The sequence below is a fragment of the Streptomyces sp. NPDC031426 genome, from assembly GCF_055581585.1.
The window spans coordinates 26249-47343 of the sequence record NZ_JBVIJE010000011.1 but is presented as its reverse complement, the minus strand read 5'-3'; the positions used below and the strand labels follow the sequence as shown (position 1 = coordinate 47343).

Below are 21095 nucleotides of genomic sequence, written 5' to 3'. Positions count from 1 at the left end.
TGCCGTACGAGGATCGGTACCGGGGAACGGCCGACCCAGGCGGCAACCCGCTTCGCGCGCGAGGAGCGGGTGCCGACCATCACGGGGTGGACGGGCGCTCCTCAGGGCCCGGTGGCCGGGCCGTACAGGCCCTCCACCTCGCTCGCGAAGTCGGTCGTGATCTGCTCGCGGCGCAGCTTCATCGACGGGGTCAGATGCCCGGCCTCCTCGGTGAAGTCCACGGGGAGCACGGTGAAGCGGCGGATGGACTCGGGGCGGGAGACCAGCTTGTTGGCCTCGTCGATGGCGCGTTGCAGGACCGCCTCCAACTCCGGGTCGCCCAGCAGCAGTTCCCGCGGCACGGGGTGCTTGCCGATCATCTGACGCCAGTGGACGATGCCGTCGGGGTCGAGGGTGATCAGCGCCCCGACGTACGGTCTGGCGTCGCCGACCAGCATCACCTGGGAGATCAGCGGGTGCTGGCGCAGCCAGTTCTCCAGCGGGGCGGGGGCCACGGACTTGCCGCCCGCCGTGATCAGCAGCTCCTTCTTGCGGCCCGTGATGGTGAGGTAGCCCTCGTTGTCCAGTTCGCCGATGTCCCCGGTCGCCAGCCAGCCGTCCCTGGTCGCGGGGACGACTCCGCCGGCCTGTGGGTCCCAGTAGCCGCGCAGCACATGGTCGCCGGAGACGAGGATCTCGCCGTCGGCGGCGATCCGGACGCGGGTGCCGGGCAGCGGCCAGCCGACCGTGCCCAGGCGAGGCTTGAGGGGCGGGGTGACGGTGGTGGCGCCGGTGGTCTCCGTCAGGCCGTAGCCCTCGAAGATCTCGATGCCGGCTCCGGCGTAGAAGGCGGCCAGGCGCCGGCCGAGCGGGGAGCCGCCGCAGATGGCGTACCGGACGCGACCGCCCATGGCCGCGCGGAGCTTGCGGTAGACCAGCGGGTCGTGGAAGGCGCGGGCCGTCTTCAGGGAGCGGCTCGGGCCGCCACCGGTGCCGGTCTGCCGGGACTCCAGCGCCTCGCCGTAGCGGACGGCGACCGCCGCGGCCCGGTCGAAGGCGGCGACCCGGCCGCCCGACTCGGCCTTCGCGCGGGCCGAGTTGTACACCTTCTCCAGCATGTACGGAATGGTCAGCAGGCAGGTCGGCTTGAAGGCGGCGAGGTCCGGCAGCAGGTCCTCGGCGGCCAGGCTCGGCGCGTGGCCGAGGCGGACCCGGGCCCGGACGCAGGCGATCGCCACCATGCGGCCGAAGACATGGGACATCGGCAGGAAGAGGAGGACCGACGGCTCCTCGCCCTGGTCCTTGAAGACCGGGTGGAGCAGCTCGATGGCGTTGTCGACCTCGGCGAAGAAGTTGCCGTGCGAGAGGGCGCAGCCCTTGGGGCGGCCGGTGGTGCCGGAGGTGTAGATGAGGGTGGCGAGGGTGTCGGGGCCCAGCATGCCCCGGCGTACGGCCACTTCGCCGTCCGGTACCTGCACACCGGCCTCGGCGAGCCGGGTCACGTGCTCCTTGTCCATCACCCACAGATGGCGCAGATCGGGCAGGTGCTGGAGTTCGGGGCCGAGGGCGGCGGCCTGGGCGGCGGTCTCGGTGATCAGGGCGACCGCGCCGGAGTCGTGCAGGATCCACCGGGTCTGGAAGACGGAGGAGGTCGGGTAGATCGGCACGGTGACCAGGCCTGCGGCCCAGGCGGCGAAGTCGAGCAGCGTCCACTCGTACCGGGTGCGGGCCATGACGGCGATCCGGTCGCCGGGCACCAGCCCCTCGGCGATCAGCCCCTTGGCCACCGCGAGGACTTCCGCGGCGAAGTGAGCGGCCGTCATGTCCGCCCAGCGGCCGTCGGGGAGCCTGCGGCTGAGCACGATCGCGGCGGGGGCGGCGTCCGCGTTGTCGAACGGCAGGTCCGCGAGCGAGCCGTGTTTCACCGGGGGCGCGAACGGCGGTACGGACACCTCCCGAACGGCGCCGTCCAGGCGCTGGACCCAGGGCTCCACCAGGACCGGACGGCCGTCGTAGTCGATGGCGGAGACGGCGGCGCCGGAGGAGACCGGGGCGTTCGGGAAGGGGGTGGACACGGGCGGCTCCTCTGGCGTGCGTGAACCTGCGGCGCCTCGGCGGAAAGGGGTTACCGCAGGTTAGGGAGGCGATCGTACGGGTCCTTCGTGAGGGGGTTGTGCGGGTTTGGGGGTGGTCCGGGGCCGGGGGTGTGCAGCCTCGGGCCGTAGGTGACGGAGGCTCACTTTTGGGTCGCCTGCCGCGAGGGCGTAGGCTTACCGGCGGTAACTTTACTTCAGAGTAAGCGGATGGGAGCCGGGCGTGGTGGGTGAGTTGCTGCATCTCGCGGGTGGCGTCCTGCGGTCTCCGTTCAAGCGGCCCTCCCCGGAGGCCGAATTCCCGCGCACCCGCCTGGTGTCGCCCGGTCTTCGGGTCGACCTGGACCGACTGGCCGCCTACGAGCGGGTGTGCGGCTTCCCCACCGGCGACAGCGCCCTCCCCGTCACCTATCCGCACGTCCTCGGCTTCCCCCTGGCCATGCGGCTGATGAGCGACGGGGCCTTCCCGCTGCCACTGCTGGGGCTCGTCCACACCTCGATCGGGATCACCCGGCACACCTCCCTCCCGGCGCACGCGGAGTACGAACTCGCCGTGCACATCGAGGGACTGACCCCGCACCGGCGTGGCACCGAAGCCACGGTGGTCACCGGGATGCGGGCCGCGGGGGAGGTCGTATGGGAGTCGCGGAGCACGTATCTCGCGCGGCATCGCACCGACGACCCCGCCGGCCCCCGGGAAGAGCAGCCGGCTCCGCTGCCCGTCGTCGACTCGTGGCGGCTCGCCGGGGACGTGGGCCGGCGGTACGGCGCCGTCTCCGGCGACCGCAACCCCATCCACCTGTACCCGCTCAGCGCCCGCCTCTTCGGCTTCCGGCGGGCCATCGCGCACGGCATGTGGACGGTGGCCCGCTGCCTGGCCGCGAGCGGCTGCGCCGAGGGGCGGGTGCGGGCGCGGTTTCTGGCACCGGTGTTGCTGCCGGGGACGGTGACTTACGGGGCGGACGGGTCCGGGCGGTTCGAGTTGCGGGGTGAGGGAGGGCGACTGCATTTGTGGGGTGAGCTGAGCTAGGCGCCGTAGCAGTACATCGCTGTTGCCGAGTGCCGGTCCGTCGTGGGTTACTCGCGCAGTTCCCCGCGCCCCTGGGTTGGTTCCGCCAACGGTGTCCATGAGTTGCCCCGCATCAGGTTGCCCAGGCCCGACCAGGCGAAGTTCATCAAGGTGGTCGCCGCCTGGCGAGCCGTGACGCCGGGCGTGCCGTTGGCCCACGCGGCCAGTGCCTCCGCCGCGCCCACCAGCGCCTCGGCCAGGCCCGCCACCTCGTGTTCGGGGAGGTCGGGGTCGCGGTGGGCCTCCCGCGCTGCGATCGCGACCAGCCGGGTCACGAACGCCACGATCTCCCTGCGCATCGCGGCGGCCTCGGTCGCGAAGGGTTCGCCGTGGGTGCGGGCCTGGAGGTGGAGCACGGACCAGGCGTCGGGGTGCTCGGCGGTGTGCGCGAAGAAGGCCCGGAGGCCGTCCCAGAGCTGCCGGTCGGCGGGGAGGTCCGTGCGGACGCCGGCGCGGACGGCCTGGGTGAGGGCGGTGGCCTCGCGCCGGATGCAGGCGGTGAAGAGGTCTTCCTTGGAGTTCAGGTACAGGTAGACCAAGGGCTTGGAGACACCGGCCAGCTCGGCTATCTCGTCCATGGAGGCGGCCATGTAGCCGCGTTGCCCGAAGATCTGTACGGCGGCGTCGAGCATCTGCTGCTCCCGCACCGCACGCGGCATCCGCTTCGCCCTCGCCCCACCCATGGGGGCAAGACTAGTTGGACGCGGCCGCCTCGCCCTGCGTCCTCGCGGCGTCGTCGGCGCCGTCCTCCTGGCTGCGGTTGGCCTCCAGGTTGGCCTTCATCCGGTCGACCCTGGTCACGATCTGCACCGAGGCCCGGTCCCGCTCCTTGCGCAGCACCACCCAGCTGATCGGCGCCGACAGGATCAGCGCGAGCAGCAGCACCCACAGGCCGTTGGAGCTGCCGAAGCCGTGCGGGAAGATGCCGGAGTAGACGGCTCCCCAGACGACCACGAGGCAGCCGGCGAAGATGCCGAGGCGCATCAGCGTGTAGCGGAGCATCTCAATCCACTCGTCCGATTCCAAAAGGGGTCATCGTCCAGTGAAGCACGGACGGGGAGGGATCTTGCAGCGGGGTCAGTGGAGGGGGAGCAGCATGATGATGTCGTCGCGGTCGTCGCCGGGCGCCACCCGGACGGCGCCGGGCACCCGGCCGACCTCCTTGTAGCCGCAGGAGCCGTAGAACCGCTCCAGGCCGAGGCCGCCCCGGCAGGTCAGCCGGATCGCGTCGATGCCGCCGAAGGTACGGGCCGCGTCCGCGGCGGCCGCCAGCAGGTCACGGCCGTAGCCCTTGCCCTGGTGCCTCGGGTGGACCATCACCGTGTACAGCCACAGCCAGTGCGTCTGGAGCCGGTGGGTGTTGAAGGCGAAGAACGCGGTCGCGGCCGGTTCGCCCGTCTCGTCGTACCCGACGAGCAGCCGGTGCCGCCCCTCGGCCATGCCCACGAAGTGCCGCACCAGCTCCGGCCGGATGTCCTCCCGGCTCACCGGCGGCACGAAACCCACGGCACCGCCCGCGTTGGACACGTCCGTCCACAGGTCCAGGATGCCGTCGCGCAGGGCCGGGGTGATGGCGGGGTCCAGCGTGAAGGTAAGCGGCATGGGTGAAGTGTAGCTATTACCCCAGGGCGCGTGCGGCCACCTTCAGATCGGCGACGAGCCCCTGGTACGCGGCCTTCCTGTCCTCGTCGTCCTGGGCCCGCAGCACCGAGGACGGGTGCACGGTCGGCACCAGCCGCTCGGGGCGCCCGTGGATCTCCCGCTCCAGGACGGTGCCGCGCACCTCGCCCACCCGGAAGGACGACCCCAGCAGCGCCTTCCCCGCCGTCGCACCCAGCACCACGATCAGCTCGGGCTCGACCAGCGCCAGTTCCGCCGCGAGCCAGGGGCCGCAGGCGGTCATCTCCCTCAGGCTCGGCGCCTTGTGGATACGGCGCTTGCGGGGCTCGGCCTGGGTGAACTTGAAGTGCTTGACGGCGTTGGTGACGTACGCGTCGCCGGGGTCGATGCCGGCCTCCGCGAGCGCCTTGTCCAGCATGCGGCCCGCGGGCCCGACGAAGGGCTTGCCCTGCCGGTCCTCCTGGTCGCCGGGCTGCTCACCGACGAGCATGACGCGGGCGTGCGCGTTGCCCGCGCCGAACACCGTCTGGGTGGCGTTCTCGTGCAGAGGGCAACCACGGCAGCCTGCGGCGGCTTTGCGCAGAGCGGTGAGACTGGCGCCCTCCGGAACGAAGGGCGCCGCCGTGTAGGCGTCCTCGGGGGCCTTCGTGACAGCCATGTGTGCCGGGTACCCCCGCGCGGGGACGGCGAACGAAGGGGGTGCTCCGTCCGTCGCCCGGCTGCGGCTGCGTCGGGGCCGGTCGCGCAGTTCCCCGCGCCCCTCAAAGTCAGACCCGCATCGGCTGCGGGGACTCCCTGCGCGCCGGGTCCGGACCCTCGTACTCGCGGATGATCTCGTACCGCGTGTTGCGCTCCACCGGGCGGAAGCCGGCGTCGCGGATCAGGTCCAGCAGGTCCTCGCGGGTCAGCTTGTTCGGGGTGCCGTAGTTGTCCGCGTCGTGGGTGATCTTGTACTCCACGACCGAGCCGTCCATGTCGTCCGCGCCGTGCTGGAGGGCCAGCTGGGCGGTCTGCACGCCGTGCATCACCCAGAAGACCTTGACGTGCGGGACGTTGTCGAACAGCAGACGGGAGACCGCGAAGGTCTTCAGGGCCTCCGCGCCGGTGGCCATCTGGGTACGGGCCTGGAGGGTGTTCCGTACCTTGCCGTCCTTCATGTCCACGAAGTCGTGCTGGTAGCGCAGCGGGATGAAGACCTGGAAGCCGCCGGTCTCGTCCTGCAGCTCGCGCAGCCGCAGGACGTGGTCGACCCGGTGCCTCGGCTCCTCGATGTGCCCGTAGAGCATGGTGCACGGGGTCTTCAGACCCTTCTCGTGCGCCAGGCGGTGGATGCGGGACCAGTCCTCCCAGTGGGTGCGGTGGTCCACGATGTGCTGCCGGACCTCCCAGTCGAAGATCTCCGCGCCGCCGCCGGTGAGCGACTCCAGGCCCGCGTCGATCAGCTCGTCCAGGATCTCCGAGGCGGACAGACCGCTGATCGTCTCGAAGTGGTGGATCTCCGTCGCCGTGAAGGCCTTCAGAGAGACGTTCGGGAGGGCGGCCTTCAGCTCGCGCAGGGAGCGGGGGTAGTACCGCCACGGCAGGTTCGGGTGCAGGCCGTTGACGATGTGCAGCTCGGTGAGGTTCTCCGACTCCATCGCCTTGGCGAGCTTCACCGCCTCCTCGATGCGCATCGTGTACGCGTCCTTCTCGCCCGGCTTGCGCTGGAAGGAGCAATAGGCGCAGGAGGCCGTGCACACGTTGGTCATGTTGAGGTGCCGGTTGACGTTGAAGTGGACCACGTCACCGTTCTTGCGGGTCCGCACCTCGTGGGCGAGCCCGCCCAGCCACGCCAGGTCGTCCGACTCGTACAGCGCGATGCCGTCCTCGCGGGTCAGCCGCTCACCGGAGCGGACCTTCTCCTCCAGCTCGCGCTTGAGCCCGACGTCCATGCCAACACGCCCTTTCTACGACAGCCGGACCAACCGTATCCCTAGACCTCTTCGGGCAGCTCCCCGACCCGGTTCTCCCACTTCGTGGACAGCACGATGGTGGTACGGGTGCGGGAGACGCCCTTGGTGCCGCTGAGCCGCCGGATGATCCGCTCCAGGCCGTCCACGTCGGTGGCCCGCACCTTGAGCATGTAGGAGTCGTCGCCGGCGATGAACCAGCAGTCCTCGATCTCCGGCAGGTCCCTGAGGCGCTGGGCGACGTCCTCGTGGTCGGCGGCGTCGGAGAGCGAGATGCCGATCAGCGCGGTGACGCCGAGACCGAGCGAGGCCGCGTTCACCGTGGCGCGGTAGCCGGTGATGACACCGGCCGCCTCAAGACGGTTGATGCGGTCGGTGACGCTGGGGCCCGACAGGCCGACGAGGCGCCCCAGCTCCGCGTACGAGGCCCGGCCGTTCTCCCTCAGGGCCTGGATGAGCTGCCTGTCCACCGCGTCCATGCGATCGAAGCCTTCCGGTGAAAGTTCCTGAAGTGATGAGAGGTAGTGCTACTGCTGGTTGCCCGCTGTGCCGCCGCCCAGCTCGCCGCGCCACCGCCGGTACAGGCCGTGCCCGACGCCTGCCGCGTCCAGCACCCGCCCGGCGACGAAGTCCACCAGGTCCTGGATGTGGGTGGCGCCCGTGTAGAAGGCGGGCGAGGCCGGTACGACGCTCGCGCCGGCGTCGTCCAGCGCCACGAGGTGCCTCAGGGTCTGGCCGTTCAGCGGGGTCTCGCGTACGGCCACGACCAGGGGGCGGCGCTCCTTGAGGGTGACGCTCGCCGCCCGCTGCAACAGATCCTTGGACAGGCCCAGCGCGACGCCCGCGACACAGGCCGTCGAGGCGGGCACGATCAGCATCCCCTTGGCCGGGTACGACCCCGAGGACGGTCCGGCCGCGAGGTCGCCCGCGGTCCAGTACCGCACCCCGCTGATGTCCACGTCGAAGGTCCCGGGCTTGCCGTCGGCTCCCCGGGCCAGCCATTCCCGCAGGTCGTCCCGCCAGTGGGCGTCGCGGAACGAGATGCCCGTCTCGTCCACCAGCGTCAGCCGCGAGGCCCGGCTGACCACCAGGTCGACCGTCTCCCCCGCCGCCAGCAGTGCGCGCAGCACGGCCGCCGCATACGGCGTCCCGGAAGCACCGGACACCCCCACGATCCAAGGCACGCGCTGCGATTCTCCTGCGTTCACATATCGAGCCTATCCGGCCGCCCGACGTGCGTGTCGGGCGGCCGGGCCACGATCCCCGCACGCGCACCGGAAGGTCGCTGCGAGCCGCCCGGCAGGCCTGCCGGAGCCACCCGAACGGGCTACGGCGTCAGGCCGCGCACCAGCAGATCGATGAGGGCGCACACGAAAAGGCTGATCCCGATGAAGCCGTTCGTCGAGAAGAACGCCCTGTTCAGGCGGGAGAGGTCGTGCGGTCGGACGATCGAGTGCTCGTAGACGAACGCACCCGCGACGATCAGCAGGCCCAGCCAGAAGAAGGCACCCGCGCCGGTGACGACGCCGTACCAGACGAACAGGGCCGTCGTGATCGTGTGGCAGGCCCGCGCGCCCCAGATCGCGGCCGGGACGCCGAAGCGGGCCGGGACCGACATGACGCCGATCTCGCGGTCGGTCTCCACGTCCTGGCAGGCGTAGATCAGGTCGAAGCCGCCGATCCAGATGCCGACGGCGAGGCCGAGGATCACCGCGTCCCAGTTCCAGGTCCCGGAGATGGCCAGCCAGCCGCCCACCGGCCCCATCGCCTGGGCGAGGCCGAGGATGGCCTGCGGGAAGTTCGTGAACCGTTTGCCGTAGGGGTAGACCACCATCGGGATCACCGCCACCGGCGCCAGGGCCAGGCAGAGCGGGTTGAGCAGAGCCGCCGCGCCCAGGAAGACCACCAGGGCGATCAGGGCGCCGGTCCAGGCGTGCCGGACGGTCATCGCGCCGGTCACCAGCTCGCGGTGGGCCGTACGCGGGTTCCGGGCGTCGATCTCGCGGTCGATGATCCGGTTGACGGCCATCGCGAACGTGCGCAGGCCGACCATGCAGACCGTGACCAGGAGCAGCCGGCCCCAGTGGATGTTCTTGTCCCACGCGTACATCGCCGTGAGGGAGGCGATGTAGGCGAAGGGGAGCGCGAAGACCGAGTGCTCGATCATCACCAGGCGCAGAAAGGCCTTCGTGCGTCCCGGCTGGGGGATCGCGGCGGAAGCGCTGCTCACAGGCCGTACTCCTTCCAGCGGCGGTCCACCAGGGCCGCCGTAGCCGGGTCCGACAGGACCATGTCCGGCCAGCCCCCGTCGCGGGTGTAGCCCTCCTCGGGCCACTTCTTCGTCGCGTCGATCCCCGCCTTGCCGCCCCAGAACTGCTGGTAGGAGGCGTGGTCCAGATGGTCGACGGGGCCTTCGACGACCGTGAGGTCACGGGCGTAGTCGGTGTTGCCGAGGGCCCGCCAGGCGACCTCGTGCAGATCGTGCACGTCGCAGTCGGAGTCCACGACGACGATCAGCTTGGTCAGGGACATCATGTGCGCCCCCCAGATCGCGTGCATCACCTTCTGCGCGTGCTTGGGGTACTTCTTGTCGATCGCGACGATCGCGCAGTTGTGGAAGCCGCCGGCCTCGGGCAGGTGGTAGTCCACGATGTCCGGGACGATGATCTTCAGCAGCGGGAGGAAGAAGCGCTCCGTCGCGCGGCCGAGGGGCCCGTCCTCCGTCGGAGGCCGGCCGACCACGATCGACTGGAGCAGCGGGCGCTTCCGCATGGTCACGCAGTCGATCTTCAGCGCGGGGAACGGCTCCTGCGGGGTGTAGAAGCCGGTGTGGTCGCCGAAGGGGCCCTCGGGCAGCATCTCGCCCGGTTCCAGCCAGCCCTCCAGGACGACCTCGGCGTTCGCCGGCACCTGGAGCGGCACGGTCTTGCAGTCGACCATCTCGATCCGCCTGCCCGCGATGAACCCGGCGAACAGGTACTCGTCGATGTCGCCGGGGAGGGGCGCGGTGGAGGCGTAGGTGACGGCCGGGGGGCAGCCGAAGGCGATGGCGACGGGCAGCCGCTCGCCCCTGCGGGCGGCCACCTGGTAGTGGTTGCGGCTGTCCTTGTGGATCTGCCAGTGCATGCCGATGGTGCGCCGGTCGTGGCGCTGGAGGCGGTAGAGGCCGAGGTTGCGGATGCCCGTCTCCGGGTCCTTGGTGTGGGTGAGCCCCAGGTTGAAGAAGGAGCCGCCGTCCTTCGGCCAGGTGAACAGCGCCGGGAGCCGGTCGAGGTCCACCTCGTCGCCGTGCAGGACGACCTCCTGCACGGGGGCATGGTCGGATTTCACCTTCTTCGGCGGCACGTGGGTCATCGCGCCCAGCTTGCCGAAGGCCTCGCGCACGCCGACGAAGCCGTGCGGCAGCTCGGGCCGCAGCAGGCCGCCGATCTTCTCGGAGATCTCGCCGTACGACTTCAGGCCCAGCGCCTTCAGCAGGCGGCGGTCGGTGCCGAAGACGTTCATGGCCAGCGGCATCGCCGAGCCCTTCACGTTCTCGAAGAGCAGGGCGGGGCCGCCGGACTTCTGCACCCGGTCGACGATCTCCCCGACTTCCAGATACGGGTCGACCTCGGCCTTGATGCGCTTGAGGTCGCCCTCGCGCTCCAGCGCCCGCAGCAGGGAGCGAAGATCGTCGTAAGCCATGTGCCCCAGTATCTGCCACCCGATACCCTGGCCCGGTCACCGGGGCCGTCTCACTTCGTCGGGGGATCGCACGCCATGCTCAGGTATCTGCCGTTCCTGCTGGTGCTGGCGCTGTGGATCTACGCCTTCGTGGACTGCCTGAACACCCCGGAGGAAGAGGTGCGGCATCTGCCGAAGGTGGTGTGGGTGATCATCATCCTGCTCTTCGGCGAGGTGCTGGTCGGTCCGGTCGCCTGGCTGATCACCGGCAAGGTGCGGCAGCCGGTCCCGGCGGGCGGTGCCGCGCCCGGGCAGTGGGTAGCGCCCGACGACAACCCCGAGTTCCTCAGGTCCCTGAACAAGGACGACCCCGAGCAGGCCTGATGGAACTCCGGCTGCTCGTCACCTTCGAGAAGGTCGCCACGGTGCTGAGCTTCACCCGGGCCGCGGCCGAGCTGTCGTACGCGCAGTCCAGCGTGACCGGTCAGATCCGCACCCTGGAGTCCGCCCTCGGCGTCGAGCTGTTCGACCGGCTCGGCAGCCGGATCCGGCTCACCGAGGCCGGTGAGCGGCTGCTGCCGTACGCCCGGCAGATCATCGAGCTGACCGAGGAGGCCCGGGCGGCCGTCGTCGAGCCGGCGGAGCCCGCCGGCACCCTCACCGTCGGGACCATGGAGTCGCTCACCTCCTACCGGCTGCCGCCGCTGCTGGAGTACTTCCACCACCGCCACCCCAGGGTGCGGCTGGCGCTGCGCACCACCATCGGCGACGAGACCAGGCAGGCGCTGCGTCAGGGCACGTACGACGTCGGGTTCCTGATGGAGGAGCGGACCGAGCACCCGGGGCTGGAGAGCGCGGTGCTCGCGGTGGAGCCGCTGGCGCTGGTCGCGGCGCCCGGGCACGCGCTGAGCGACTCCGCCGTGCCGACCGTCGCCCTGGCGGACCAGCCGCTGCTGGCCACCGAGCCCGGGTGCGCCTACCGGGACCTGTTCGAGCGCGAGCTGAAGTCCTTCGGGGACGTGGAGTTCATGGAGTTCGGCACGATCGAGGCCACCAAGCGCGCGGCGGCGGCCGGCCTCGGGATCGCGCTGCTGCCCGAGGTGACGGTCGCCGCCGAACTCGCGGAGGGCTCTCTCGTACGGCTGGGCTGGGAGCCGCCGTTCACGCTTCGCACGCAGCTGGCGTGGCGGGCCGGGAAGCGGCTTCCGGCGCACGCCCGGCTGTTCGTGGAGCAGGCGCGGCGACTGGTCGCCGAGCAGGACGGGCGAGGGTGACCTTGAGGCTCGCCGTCACGATCAGCGGGACGCCCAGCGCCTGGACGAGCCCGATGTGGTGGCCGTAGACCAGCCAGTCCATCAGCATCGCCACGGCCGGGTACACGAAGGCAAGTACGGCGATCTTCGCGGTCGGCAGCTTGGCGTACGCGGCGTACATGAGGACGTACATCACCCCGGTGTGGATCAGGCCGAGCCCGACGAGCCAGCCCCACCTCCAGCCGGTGCCGCCCATCGCGCCGAAGTCCGCGAAGGGCAGCAGCAGCGGGATGCCGACGACGACCTGGACCAGGGCGATCAGGTGCGGGCGGACACCGGTGATCCGCTTGGTCACCAGGGTGGACAGGCCGTAGAGCAGGGCGGCGAGGAGGGCCTGGCCGATGCCGAGCAGATAGGTGCCGCCGCTCGCGAAGTCGGCGGGGGTGACGCCGGAGACGAGGACCAGCCCGGCGAAGGCGAGGGCGATCCAGCCGACCTTCGCGGCGGTGAGTCGTTCACGGAACAGCAAGGCGCCGAGGAGGACCACGTAGAAGGGCTGCGTGTGGTAGACGACCGTGGCCACGGAGATGGACGTGTTCTCGTACGCCGAGAACAGCAGCACCCAGTTGACGACGATGAACACCCCGCCCAGGACGGCGAGTCCGAGGGTGCGGCGGGTGAAGCCGTGGTCGCGCAGCCAGCCGCGGGCGGCGACATAGCCGCCGAGGGCGAGGGCGCCGAACAGGACGCGGAAGAAGACGACGTCGAAGGGCGAGGCGCCGGACTCGACGACGAAGACGCCGAGGGTGCCGGAGAGCATCATGGCGGTGGTCAGCTGGGCCGTGCCCCTGGTCTGTGAGGTCATGCCGATGACGCTACGAACGGCCGCCGGTGCCGGTCCACGCGCCGGTGCGGGGCGCTGCCGATGGGGGTATCGGCGGTGCCGATACCCCCAGTTCACTGGAAGACGGCCACCGGGTACTGGAGCACGACCTCGCGGGTGTCGGGGCGCCAGGTCGTCACCTTGCCCAGACAGTGGGCCCGGAACTGGCCCTCGGGCAACTGCCGGCCCGGGGGGCGCAGCCCGGCGGGGCGCAGCACGACCCGCAGGCGCGCGGACCGCTCGCCGTCTCCGTAGGGGGCCCGCATCACCAGGGTCTCGCCCTGCGGGTCCTGGGCCTCGAACCGGCCGGTGATCATGACGAATTCGCCGATCTCGCTGAGCACCACGTCGCCCGTGACCCCGGCGCCGAGGAGGGCGCGGTTCGGTGTGACCGTCGCGGAGTCCTGCCCCAGCCGCACCTGGGCGAGCCCGTCCCCGCGCCGCAGGACGGACAGCAGCAGCCCGATCACCTGTATCGGCTGGCTGTCCTCGACGTACTTGGCGACGATCTCGGTGGTTCGGTCCCCGGTGAGCTGGAACATCAGGGAGAGCACCGGAATCGCCGCAAGACAGCCGGTGTTGCGCACGTTCCGCTCCTCGACCTCCTTGCGCAGCGCCGCCTGGTGATTGCGCATCTTGAACACGTCCATGACCGCGTCGTTGTCCAGGTACAGCGGAAGGTAGTGGGGGTCCTCGGGCGTCCTCCGGATGCGCACGAGGGCCCGCCGTACGACGAGCACGGCCAGCACGAGCAGGCCGGCGAAGGCCGCCAGCCACCAGATCATCGCGCCCCACCAGGCGCTCCACCAGGTGCCGTCAAGAACAGCCACGGATCTCCTTGAACGCGGTGGACAGGGACGAGTGACGGGCGTCGACCATGCGGCCGCCGGTGACGGAGGCGACCTGGCGCAGTTCGGCCGCGTCGGCGTCGCCGAAGTGGACGGGGTAGGTGTGCACGGCGCGGGCGTCGGCGGGCCGGGCCCGGTAGCGGCTGACGAAGGTCGCGCGGTCGATGCCGGCGTTGTTCTCGCCGTCGGTCATCAGCACGATGGCCACGGCCCGCCCCGGGTCCTCGCGCAGGGCCCGCTCGGCGGCGTCGTAGCCGTGGTCGAGGGCGGACCAGACGGCGGTCGAACCGTCGTAGCCGCCGTGGGAGACGAGGTCCGTCAGGGCCGTGAGGTCGGCGCCGCCGTGCACGGTGACCGTGCGTTCGTCCAGCGGGCGCCCGCCGAAGCGGATCACGGTCAGCCGCTCGCCCTGGTAGAAGCGCACGAACTTGCCGGTGGCGGAGGAGTCCGCGCCGCTGAGCCCCGCGAAGGCGGCTTTGAGCGCGGTGGTCCGGGAGCCGCGCATGGAGGCGGAGAAGTCCAGCAGGAAGATCACCTGGTCGGCGACGCGGCGCCGGGGGTCGCCGTAGTCGGCCAGCAGCCGGTCGAGGACGGCCGGGTCGTCCGGGAAGTACAGGGCGTTGTCCAGGGGCGCGGTGAGCCGGGGGTCGCGGGTCACGGCGGTGCTGACCGGGCGGCGCAGGGTCCGCCGCATGATCTCCCGCTGGTGGCCGGCGGCGGTCAGCCACTGCACCACGCGGTCGTAGGCGTCCCGGCGGGCGGGGTCGAGCAGCAGCAGCGGATAGTCGGACAGCACCATGCCGTCGGCGGGGTGGACGATCTCCAGGGGCTGCTTGAGGCGGCCGGAGGCGTTCAGGGTGAGCAGTTCGGACTCGTAGGTGATCAGGGCGTTGGTGCGGCCGGGGTGCTCGGCGAAGGAGTCCAGCAGGGCGTGGGAGCTCTCGGCGGTGAGGGTCTGCCCGGAGCGGAAGCCGCGCAGCCGGTCGCAGCTGACGTCCTGCGGGCGCAGCGCGCTGCCGGTGCCGGCCGCGGCGGTGGCGACGCCGACCAGCGCGGCGAGCCCGCTGTTGCTGTGCCGGGGGTCGGCCATGCCGAAGCGTACGGTGCCGGTGGCGGCGGCGTCGGCGAGGTCCGCCCAGGACAGGCGGCCGCCGGGCGCCTCGGCGCGCAGGGTGCGGGCCACGTCCGGAGTGAGGCCGACGACGACCGGGGAGCGCATGATCGAGGTGCTCTGCACGACGGTGGCCGGGTGGGTCCCGGCGGCGGCCTTCTTGGCCTTCAGCCGGAAGTAGCGGTCGGAGGAGAGCCAGGCCAGGTCGTAGGAGTGGCGGCCGGTCAGCAGGGTGTCGCTCGCGTCGTTGGTCGGCCGGTAGTCCAGCTCCAGGCGGACCCCGGTGTCCTGCCGGAGCTGGTCCAACAGGGGCGCCATGTCGGTGAGTTCGTCGCTGGCGAGGACGTGCAGGGTGGTGTCGGGGCCGCCGCCCCCGCCGGAGCAGGAGACGAGGCCGCCGAGCGCGGCGAGCAGGACCAGGCAGAGGGCGGCCCTGAGTCCGCGGCCGGTCATGGCGGTCATGGCGCCTCCCCGCCGGCCGCCGACCGGGGCACGGCGTCGCAGTCGCCGACGGTCTCTATCATCTTCTCCAGCAGGTCGAGCCGGGGCAGCACCGCCTTGGTGTCGTCGTCCGACAGGACGGGCGCCTGGACGTGGTGGTCGGTGAGGAACCGGGTCAGCGAGTCGCTGGTGGCGGAGGCGCCCTCGGCGTCCCGGACCCGGAAGCCCAGCTCCATCGCCCGCTTCTGCAGCGCCGGGTCCTTGCTGATCAGGTCGCCGAGCCGGTCGCCGGCCGGGGTGAGCGCGATGAGCTGCGGCTCGGTGATGAACCGGGCCGACGGATAGAGCAGCACGCGCTCGCTGTCGATGTGCCCGGTGCCGGCCTGGGTGGCGATCTGGTGGGCCAGGAACTGGTGCTCGTAGATCACCGCGATCGGCGCGATGCTCTTGCCCTCGGCGGAGACGTAGGTCTCGTTCTTCTCGGAGGACGGCATGCCCTGGTCGTTGAGGAGGAGCCTTATCCGCTCGGCGAACCGGGTCGCCTCGGCCGTGTCCTGCGGGATGTTGTCGTGGTTCCAGACGTAGGAGACGAGCCCCAGATAGGTGCCGGCGGAGTTGGCCTCGCAGATGTCCGAGGTCTGGGCGAGCACCTTGTTGCCGTTGTGGATGCCGTGCCGGTCGATGCCGATGCGGTGGCCGTTCCGGTCGGTGCCGAGCAGGTCCCAGCGGCGGCCGTCGGCGGTGGCCTGCAGGAACTTCTGCATGTTCAGCGAGTAGTAGAGCGGCTTGGACCCGGTCGGCACGCCCGGTAACGGGGTGGCGATCCCCGCGTCCTGCAGCGTCTCGGCGTACTCGCGGTAGGTGCCGAGGACGACCGGGCTGACGAACGGGCGGTACGTCGTCGCCGGGTGGCCCTCGGCCGCGCGCTTCCTGGTGATCAGGTCGGCGGCGGGCTGCCCGGAGGGGAAGACGACGTCGTAGCCGTCGTAGCTCTGGGCGGCGATACCCCGCGAGCCCATGCGGGTGATGTGCACCCGGAAGCCGTGCCGGACGAGCAGCCGCTGGACCTCCGGATCCTCGAAGTAGTCGGCCTTCGAGGCCATCTTGGCCTCGATCGTGACGATGTGGGTGAAGGGCAGGCCGACATGGCCCTGGGCGAGGACGACGATCGCACACAGGGCGGTGACGGCGGCGACGGCGCGCGGGAGCCACCGCCGTGCCGTGGAGCCGCGCGTGGGCGCGACCACCGGCTCCCCGACCCGCAGGCGGGGCTCGCCGGTCTGACGGGGTCTCTCGGTCTCGGCTCTGTGTGTGGCCACCCGTGTCTCCTGCGTCAGCGGGGACAGGATCGTCCGCCGCCCGGACGATGGCGAAGGGAACGCCCAACGAACTTGAACTGAAGGAAATGTGAAGGAGCGTCAGAATCTGCCGTCGGCGCGCAGCACGAGGTCGAGCAGCCCAGGGAAGCGGTCGTCGAACTCGGCCCGGCGCAGCCGGTTGACCCTCCGGGGACCCTCGTCCCGCTGCTCCACCAGCCCTGCCGCGCGCAGCACCGCGAAGTGGTGGCTGAGGGCGGCCTTGCCGACCGGCACGTCGAAGCTGCCGCAGCTGCGGGTCCAGTCGCCGGAGCCGGCCAGCTCCCGGACCAGGGTGAGGCGGACGGGGTCGGCGAGTGCGGCGAGCGCCGTGAGGAGGGACACCTCGTCGGGGTGGGTGTGCTCCGGGGCGGCCCGGTGACTACCGGTGGTCACTGCCACGCTCCCCTCTTCCGCTTGCCGAGTGTTCGATGGAAACCATACACTCGCGAGTGTTCGCTTTTGATTGAACAATCGAGTCGAGCCAGGGGTGTGGCATGCGCGCGGTGGAGTTCCAGGAGTACGGCGGCCCCGAGGTGCTGCGAGTGGCGACGGCCGAGGAGCCTGAGCCCGGCCCCGGGCAGGTGAGCATCGACGTGGCCTACACCGGCGTGAACTTCGCCGACCTCAAGGCCCGCGCGGAGGGCTACCGGGTGCCCGCGCTGCCGTACGTCCCCGGCCTGGAGGTCTCCGGCCGGGTCCGCGCGCTCGGCGCGGGCGTCACGGGACTCACCGTCGGCCAGGAGGTGGTCGCGCTCACCGAGGGCGGCGCCTACGCGGAGGTGGCGGTGGCCGAGGCGACGACCGTCTTCCCGGTCCCCGCCGGCCTGGACCTGCGCACCGCCGCGACCTTGCCGACGGTGCTGCCCACGGCCTACGCCCTCGTCCACACCGTCGGCCGGCTCCAGCCCGGCGAGTCGGTCCTCGTCCAGGGCGCGGCCGGCGGGGTCGGCACGGCGGTCGGGCAGCTCGCGCGGGCGGCGGGCGCCGGGGCGGTGTACGGCGTGGTGTCCTCGGCCGCGAAGGCCGCCCACGCCAAGAGCCACGGCTACGACGAGGTGTTCGTCGGCGCCTTCCAGGAGCCGGTGCGCGCGGCGACCGGGGGGCGCGGTGCCGACCTGGTGCTGGACCCCGTCGGCGGCGACACCCTGCGCGCCGGACTGGCCTCGCTGGCGGTCTTCGGGCGCCTGGTCTCCTACGGCAACGCGAGCGGCGCCGAGCCGTGGAGCGTGGGCCGGCCCGAGCTGTACCCGCTCGGCGTCTCGGTCTCCGGCTTCTCCATCCTGAACCTGGCCCGGACCGCGCCGGACGCGCTGCGCCGGCTGTCGGAGCGGGCGTTCGCGAAGGCGGTCGACGGCACGGTGACCCTGCCGGTGACGGCCGAGTTCCCGCTCGACCGGGCGGCGGAGGCGCACCGGCTGATGGGAGGACGGTCGAGCACGGGGAAGCTGCTGCTGCGGATGGCCGACTGAGTGTCCGTCAACTTCTCCCGGGCCCAGGGAACTTCGCGATTCATAACGACTTGCCATCCCGAGCGGGGATGTTGTTAATGGTCGTCACTGAGTTGCGAGGGATCGCCTGACCTCTGGGGGACAGAAGCAGATGCAGAACGGCCAGCCACCCGAGCGCCCGGACCAGGATCCGCCACCCGTACCCACCCGGCCGACGTCCGCACCCACCGCGCCGCCCGCTGCGCCGGCCACCGTGCCCGCCGCTGCGCCGGGCATGCCGGACGTCCCCGCGCCGCCGGCTCATCCGGCGCCGGTCCGGGTCGATCTGCGGGTCAGCAAGCGGATCCTGTGGATCGGGGCGGCGGTGTACCCGCTGCACAACATCGCCCGCGTCTACACCTTCGTCATGCGCCCCAAGCGCAAGGAGGCGGTGCTGCGGTTCCTGCGGTACACCGCCGTGACGATGATCGTCGGCTTCCTCGCGATGCTGCCGGGACTGCTGGCCTCCATCAACGGGGGCGGAGGGGACGGCAACTCCGGTGCTGCCGGCTATGTCGTGTTCGTCTGGATCGTTGCCGCCCTCGCCGAGATCTACTTCCTGATCGAGATGGTCGGCATCCTGACCGCCGCCCCGCAGCACGTCCTCGCGATCGAGACCTCAGGTGCGTCGACCGCGCTGGTCACCAGCCAGAACGCGCAGTACCTGGACCAGATCGTCGGCCAGATCTCCTACGCCATCGATCATCCGGACGTCGAGTTCAAGGTCACGGTGGAGAGCCTCACCGTCTCGCCGAAGAACTACTACTTCGGCGACAACGTCAACATGTACGGCGGCAGCGGAAACGTGGGGATCGGCGCATGAGCGGCTCGAACAACTACTACTACGGCGACAACGTGAACATGTACGGCGGCCAGGGCAACCAGGGCATCGTCAAGAACCAGGCGGGCGCCGGAGCCGGGCAGCAGGACCCGGCCCTGGTCGCCGCCCTCGCCGAACTGCACCGGCTGATCGCCGAGTTGCGGGCGCAGGTGCCGACGCCCAGCGCCCAGCTCCTGGACGAGTCCCTGCCCGCCCTCAGCCCCGACGCCACCGTGCCCGCGCAGGAACGGCACCGAGCGCTGATGGCCATCGCGGGGATCGCCACCACGGTCGGGGCCGTCGGCCAGCCCGTGGCCGAGGCGGTGCGGGCGGTCATCGGGATGATCAGCGGGTAGTCGGCGGGAGGGTGACCGCCGCGGAGGTGCTCCGCCGTGCCGGGTGAGGTCCCAGCGCCCCTTCGGGGCGCTGTTGCCCCGCCGCTCCCCCGCCCAGCACAGTGAAGCCATGGACGAACGACAGGCCCGCGCCTGGCTTGCCACCGCCGTAGCAGAGGCCCGTGCCGGGCTGGAAGAGGGCGGGATCCCCATCGGCGCCGCGCTGTACGCCCCGGACGGCACCCTCCTCGGCCGGGGCCGCAACCGCCGGGTGCAGGACGGCGACCCCTCGATGCATGCTGAGACGGCCGCGTTCCGGGCGGCGGGGCGGCAGCGCACGTACCGTGGCACGACCATGGTCACCACCCTCTCCCCCTGCTGGTACTGCAGCGGCCTGGTCCGCCAGTTCGGTATCTCCCGGGTGGTGATCGGCGAGGCCACCACCTTCCTCGGCGGCCACGAGTGGCTGGCCGGTCACGGCGTGGAGATCCTGGTTCTGGAGGACCCCGAGTGCGTGACGATGATGCGCGCCTTCGTCAAGGACAACCCCGAGCTGTGGAACGAGGACATCGGTGACTGACGCGCGTGTTCCCACCATCGATCTGCGGCCCTGGTCGGCCGGTGACGAGGCGGCTCGGGCCGGCCTCGCCCGTACCGTCGACCAGGCGCTGCGGACCGCCGGATTCCTTCTGGTCACCGGGCACGGGGTGGAGCCGGAGCTGCGGGCGGGGATCCGGCGGGCGGCGCGGGAGTTCTTTCTGCTGCCCGTCGAGGTCAAGCAGCGGTACGAGGCGAAGGTCGGCGGCCGGGGCTGGCTCGGGCCCGGTGCCGAGGCCAACGGGTACGCGGAGGGGACCGAGACACCGCCCGACCTGAAGGAGTCGCTGACCTTCGCGACGGACGAGCCGTTCGAGGACCCGGTGGTCGACGCCGAGTGGTACGCGCCCAACGTGTGGCCGGCCGAGGTGCCGGAGCTCCGGGAGCTGTGCAGGACGTATCTGGCGCGCATGGCCGCCCTGGAGAAGGAGCTGCTGTCGCTGCTGGGATACGCGCTCGGACTCGAACCCGACTTCTTCTCCCGGCACATGGACCGTCCGACGTACGGCTTCAACATCAACTGGTATCCCGGGACGGACGTCGTCGGCGAGCCGCTGCCGGGGCAGTTCCGGATCGGGCCGCACACCGACTTCGGCACCGTGACCGTCCTGGACCGGCAGGCCGGGAAGGGCGGGCTTCAGGTGTACACCGACGCCGGCGGCTGGGAGGACGCGCCGTACGACCCGGCCGCCTTCACCATCAACGTCGGTGACTTGCTGGCCCGTTGGACCGGCGACCGGTGGCGCTCCGGGCGGCACCGGGTGCTGCCTCCGCCCGTCGACGCGCCCGCCGAGGAGCTGATGTCGCTCGTGTACTTCGGCGAGTGCAACCCGGGCACCCGCGTGGAGTCCGTGCCGGCGCCGGTGGGCCGGGTGGCGTACCCGCCGGTCGACTCGCATGTGTACCTGCGCGAGAAGCTGGACTCGATCACCGTCGGGTGAACCCGGCCCCGGCGCCTCACCGTCGGTTGTTCACTTCCGCGTTCGGCCTGCCACCCGTTCCGTCGGCGACCAGGTGTGCGTGTGGGTGCCTGCGCGACCACATCGCCTCGGTGACCCACGGCACCTGGTCCGCAGCGTCCTGACCGCCTGCGCCGCACTAGGTGAACTGACCGGGAAGGGGTTCCGAAGGTTCCGAGGGCGCGGGGGGCTGTGGGGTCCGGTAGGCCGCGAGGCCCTGTGTGGACTCCAGGATGCCGATCAGGCGTTCGAATCTGTCGCGCCAGGCGGACTCCGACGCCGCGTCGCCCTGGAACTCGTGGGTGAAGCGCAGCACGCTCTCGCCGGCGCCGCCCCGCTCCAGATGGAACCGGATCCGGCCGCCGCCCTCGACGGTGTACTCCGCGACCCGGTCCACGTCCCAGGCGGTGACCCGGCCGGAGCCCAGGTCACGCAGGGTGACCGCGCCGTCGAGGCGGGGCTGCAGAACGTCGACGGCGGTGTACCACGCCCCGAGTCCCTCGGGGGTGGCCACCGCCGGCCAGACGTCTTCCATGGGCCTCGGGAGCCGCACCAGGAAGTGGAGTATGTGCGTGTTCCCGTGGGTCTGGCTGGTGCCCTGTGCGATGGAACCGCTCATGACACCAGTGT

The 21095-nt window shown here is 71.3% G+C and carries 24 protein-coding genes; 8 read left to right on the top strand and 16 right to left on the bottom strand.

Annotation, left to right across the window (positions count from 1 at the left end):
• Positions 1–101 precede the first annotated feature (101 nt).
• Complete coding sequence (locus ACZ5NH_RS23530; protein WP_468777845.1) at positions 102–2054, bottom strand: AMP-dependent synthetase/ligase; 1953 nt, start codon at positions 2052–2054, stop codon at positions 102–104.
• A 244-nt stretch (positions 2055–2298) separates the two neighbouring features.
• Here ACZ5NH_RS23530 and ACZ5NH_RS23525 point away from each other — a divergent pair, with 244 nt between their 5' ends.
• Positions 2299–3102, top strand: coding sequence for a MaoC/PaaZ C-terminal domain-containing protein (locus tag ACZ5NH_RS23525; RefSeq protein WP_468777844.1), 804 nt, complete (start codon positions 2299–2301; stop codon positions 3100–3102).
• Positions 3103–3149: 47 nt separating this feature from the next.
• Here ACZ5NH_RS23525 and ACZ5NH_RS23520 read toward each other — a convergent pair whose 3' ends face one another.
• The 9 genes from ACZ5NH_RS23520 to ACZ5NH_RS23480 all read right to left on the bottom strand — a co-directional run bounded on the left by ACZ5NH_RS23520 (position 3150) and on the right by ACZ5NH_RS23480 (position 10394).
• Positions 3150–3824 (bottom strand): TetR/AcrR family transcriptional regulator, encoded by a 675-nt coding sequence (locus ACZ5NH_RS23520; RefSeq protein WP_468777842.1) that lies wholly within the window; start codon positions 3822–3824, stop codon positions 3150–3152.
• Between the two features lie 10 nt (positions 3825–3834).
• Positions 3835–4143: a DUF4229 domain-containing protein gene (locus tag ACZ5NH_RS23515; protein ID WP_450982819.1), complete on the bottom strand. Its 309-nt coding sequence runs from the start codon at positions 4141–4143 to the stop codon at positions 3835–3837.
• Between the two features lie 75 nt (positions 4144–4218).
• Positions 4219–4743 (bottom strand): GNAT family N-acetyltransferase, encoded by a 525-nt coding sequence (locus ACZ5NH_RS23510; RefSeq protein ID WP_468777840.1) that lies wholly within the window; start codon positions 4741–4743, stop codon positions 4219–4221.
• 16 nt (positions 4744–4759) lie between these two features.
• Complete coding sequence (locus ACZ5NH_RS23505; protein WP_468777838.1) at positions 4760–5419, bottom strand: UdgX family uracil-DNA binding protein; 660 nt, start codon at positions 5417–5419, stop codon at positions 4760–4762.
• Between the two features lie 109 nt (positions 5420–5528).
• On the bottom strand, positions 5529–6692 hold the full coding sequence (gene mqnE, locus ACZ5NH_RS23500) for an aminofutalosine synthase MqnE (protein WP_388619320.1): 1164 nt from the start codon (positions 6690–6692) through the stop codon (positions 5529–5531).
• Positions 6693–6733: 41 nt separating this feature from the next.
• Positions 6734–7189 (bottom strand): Lrp/AsnC family transcriptional regulator, encoded by a 456-nt coding sequence (locus ACZ5NH_RS23495; RefSeq protein ID WP_059251851.1) that lies wholly within the window; start codon positions 7187–7189, stop codon positions 6734–6736.
• Between the two features lie 48 nt (positions 7190–7237).
• Positions 7238–7894 carry a UbiX family flavin prenyltransferase gene (locus ACZ5NH_RS23490; RefSeq protein ID WP_388619317.1) on the bottom strand — a complete coding sequence of 219 codons (657 nt, stop codon included), beginning with the start codon at positions 7892–7894 and terminating at the stop codon, positions 7238–7240.
• A gap of 143 nt (positions 7895–8037) precedes the next feature.
• Entirely contained in the window at positions 8038–8940 is a 903-nt protein-coding gene (gene mqnP / locus ACZ5NH_RS23485; RefSeq protein WP_388619315.1) for a menaquinone biosynthesis prenyltransferase MqnP, read from the bottom strand.
• A complete protein-coding gene (locus ACZ5NH_RS23480) occupies positions 8937–10394 on the bottom strand; it encodes a menaquinone biosynthesis decarboxylase (RefSeq protein ID WP_468777835.1) in 1458 nt (485 codons plus the stop codon). The genes mqnP and ACZ5NH_RS23480 overlap by 4 nt, the downstream gene beginning before the upstream one ends.
• Positions 10395–10469: 75 nt before the next feature.
• Between ACZ5NH_RS23480 and ACZ5NH_RS23475 the strand changes: the two genes are divergently transcribed.
• On the top strand, positions 10470–10757 hold the full coding sequence (locus ACZ5NH_RS23475; protein WP_468777833.1) for a PLD nuclease N-terminal domain-containing protein: 288 nt from the start codon (positions 10470–10472) through the stop codon (positions 10755–10757).
• The gene (locus ACZ5NH_RS23470; protein ID WP_468777831.1) at positions 10757–11647 is read left to right on the top strand and encodes a LysR family transcriptional regulator; all 891 of its coding nucleotides are present in this window, start codon (positions 10757–10759) and stop codon (positions 11645–11647) included. The genes ACZ5NH_RS23475 and ACZ5NH_RS23470 overlap by 1 nt, the downstream gene beginning before the upstream one ends.
• Here ACZ5NH_RS23470 and ACZ5NH_RS23465 read toward each other — a convergent pair.
• The 5 genes from ACZ5NH_RS23465 to ACZ5NH_RS23445 form a co-directional block, all read right to left on the bottom strand.
• Positions 11535–12491: a DMT family transporter gene (locus ACZ5NH_RS23465; protein WP_468777829.1), complete on the bottom strand. Its 957-nt coding sequence runs from the start codon at positions 12489–12491 to the stop codon at positions 11535–11537. The genes ACZ5NH_RS23470 and ACZ5NH_RS23465 overlap by 113 nt on opposite strands.
• A 92-nt stretch (positions 12492–12583) precedes the next feature.
• Positions 12584–13339 carry a hypothetical protein gene (locus ACZ5NH_RS23460; protein ID WP_468777827.1) on the bottom strand — a complete coding sequence of 252 codons (756 nt, stop codon included), beginning with the start codon at positions 13337–13339 and terminating at the stop codon, positions 12584–12586.
• Entirely contained in the window at positions 13326–14930 is a 1605-nt protein-coding gene (locus tag ACZ5NH_RS23455) for a vWA domain-containing protein (protein WP_468777825.1), read from the bottom strand. Before ACZ5NH_RS23455 ends, ACZ5NH_RS23460 begins: the two co-directional genes overlap by 14 nt.
• Positions 14927–16228 carry a hypothetical protein gene (locus ACZ5NH_RS23450; RefSeq protein WP_468777823.1) on the bottom strand — a complete coding sequence of 434 codons (1302 nt, stop codon included), beginning with the start codon at positions 16226–16228 and terminating at the stop codon, positions 14927–14929. Before ACZ5NH_RS23450 ends, ACZ5NH_RS23455 begins: the two co-directional genes overlap by 4 nt.
• Positions 16229–16327: 99 nt before the next feature.
• Positions 16328–16660 (bottom strand): ArsR/SmtB family transcription factor, encoded by a 333-nt coding sequence (locus ACZ5NH_RS23445; RefSeq protein WP_468777821.1) that lies wholly within the window; start codon positions 16658–16660, stop codon positions 16328–16330.
• A gap of 101 nt (positions 16661–16761) precedes the next feature.
• Between ACZ5NH_RS23445 and ACZ5NH_RS23440 the strand changes: the two genes are divergently transcribed.
• From ACZ5NH_RS23440 to ACZ5NH_RS23420, 5 genes are all read left to right on the top strand, one after another.
• Positions 16762–17736: a quinone oxidoreductase family protein gene (locus ACZ5NH_RS23440; protein WP_468777819.1), complete on the top strand. Its 975-nt coding sequence runs from the start codon at positions 16762–16764 to the stop codon at positions 17734–17736.
• A 130-nt stretch (positions 17737–17866) separates the two neighbouring features.
• Positions 17867–18577, top strand: coding sequence for a DUF6232 family protein (locus ACZ5NH_RS23435; RefSeq protein ID WP_468777817.1), 711 nt, complete (start codon positions 17867–17869; stop codon positions 18575–18577).
• Positions 18574–18930, top strand: coding sequence for a hypothetical protein (locus ACZ5NH_RS23430; protein WP_468777815.1), 357 nt, complete (start codon positions 18574–18576; stop codon positions 18928–18930). The genes ACZ5NH_RS23435 and ACZ5NH_RS23430 overlap by 4 nt, the downstream gene beginning before the upstream one ends.
• A 109-nt stretch (positions 18931–19039) precedes the next feature.
• On the top strand, positions 19040–19489 hold the full coding sequence (locus ACZ5NH_RS23425; RefSeq protein WP_468777813.1) for a nucleoside deaminase: 450 nt from the start codon (positions 19040–19042) through the stop codon (positions 19487–19489).
• Complete coding sequence (locus tag ACZ5NH_RS23420; RefSeq protein ID WP_388619287.1) at positions 19482–20447, top strand: isopenicillin N synthase family dioxygenase; 966 nt, start codon at positions 19482–19484, stop codon at positions 20445–20447. Before ACZ5NH_RS23425 ends, ACZ5NH_RS23420 begins: the two co-directional genes overlap by 8 nt.
• Before the next feature lie 157 nt (positions 20448–20604).
• Here the strand turns inward: ACZ5NH_RS23420 and ACZ5NH_RS23415 are convergent, their stop codons facing one another.
• Positions 20605–21084 (bottom strand): SRPBCC family protein, encoded by a 480-nt coding sequence (locus tag ACZ5NH_RS23415; protein WP_468777811.1) that lies wholly within the window; start codon positions 21082–21084, stop codon positions 20605–20607.
• Positions 21085–21095: the final 11 nt, after the last annotated feature.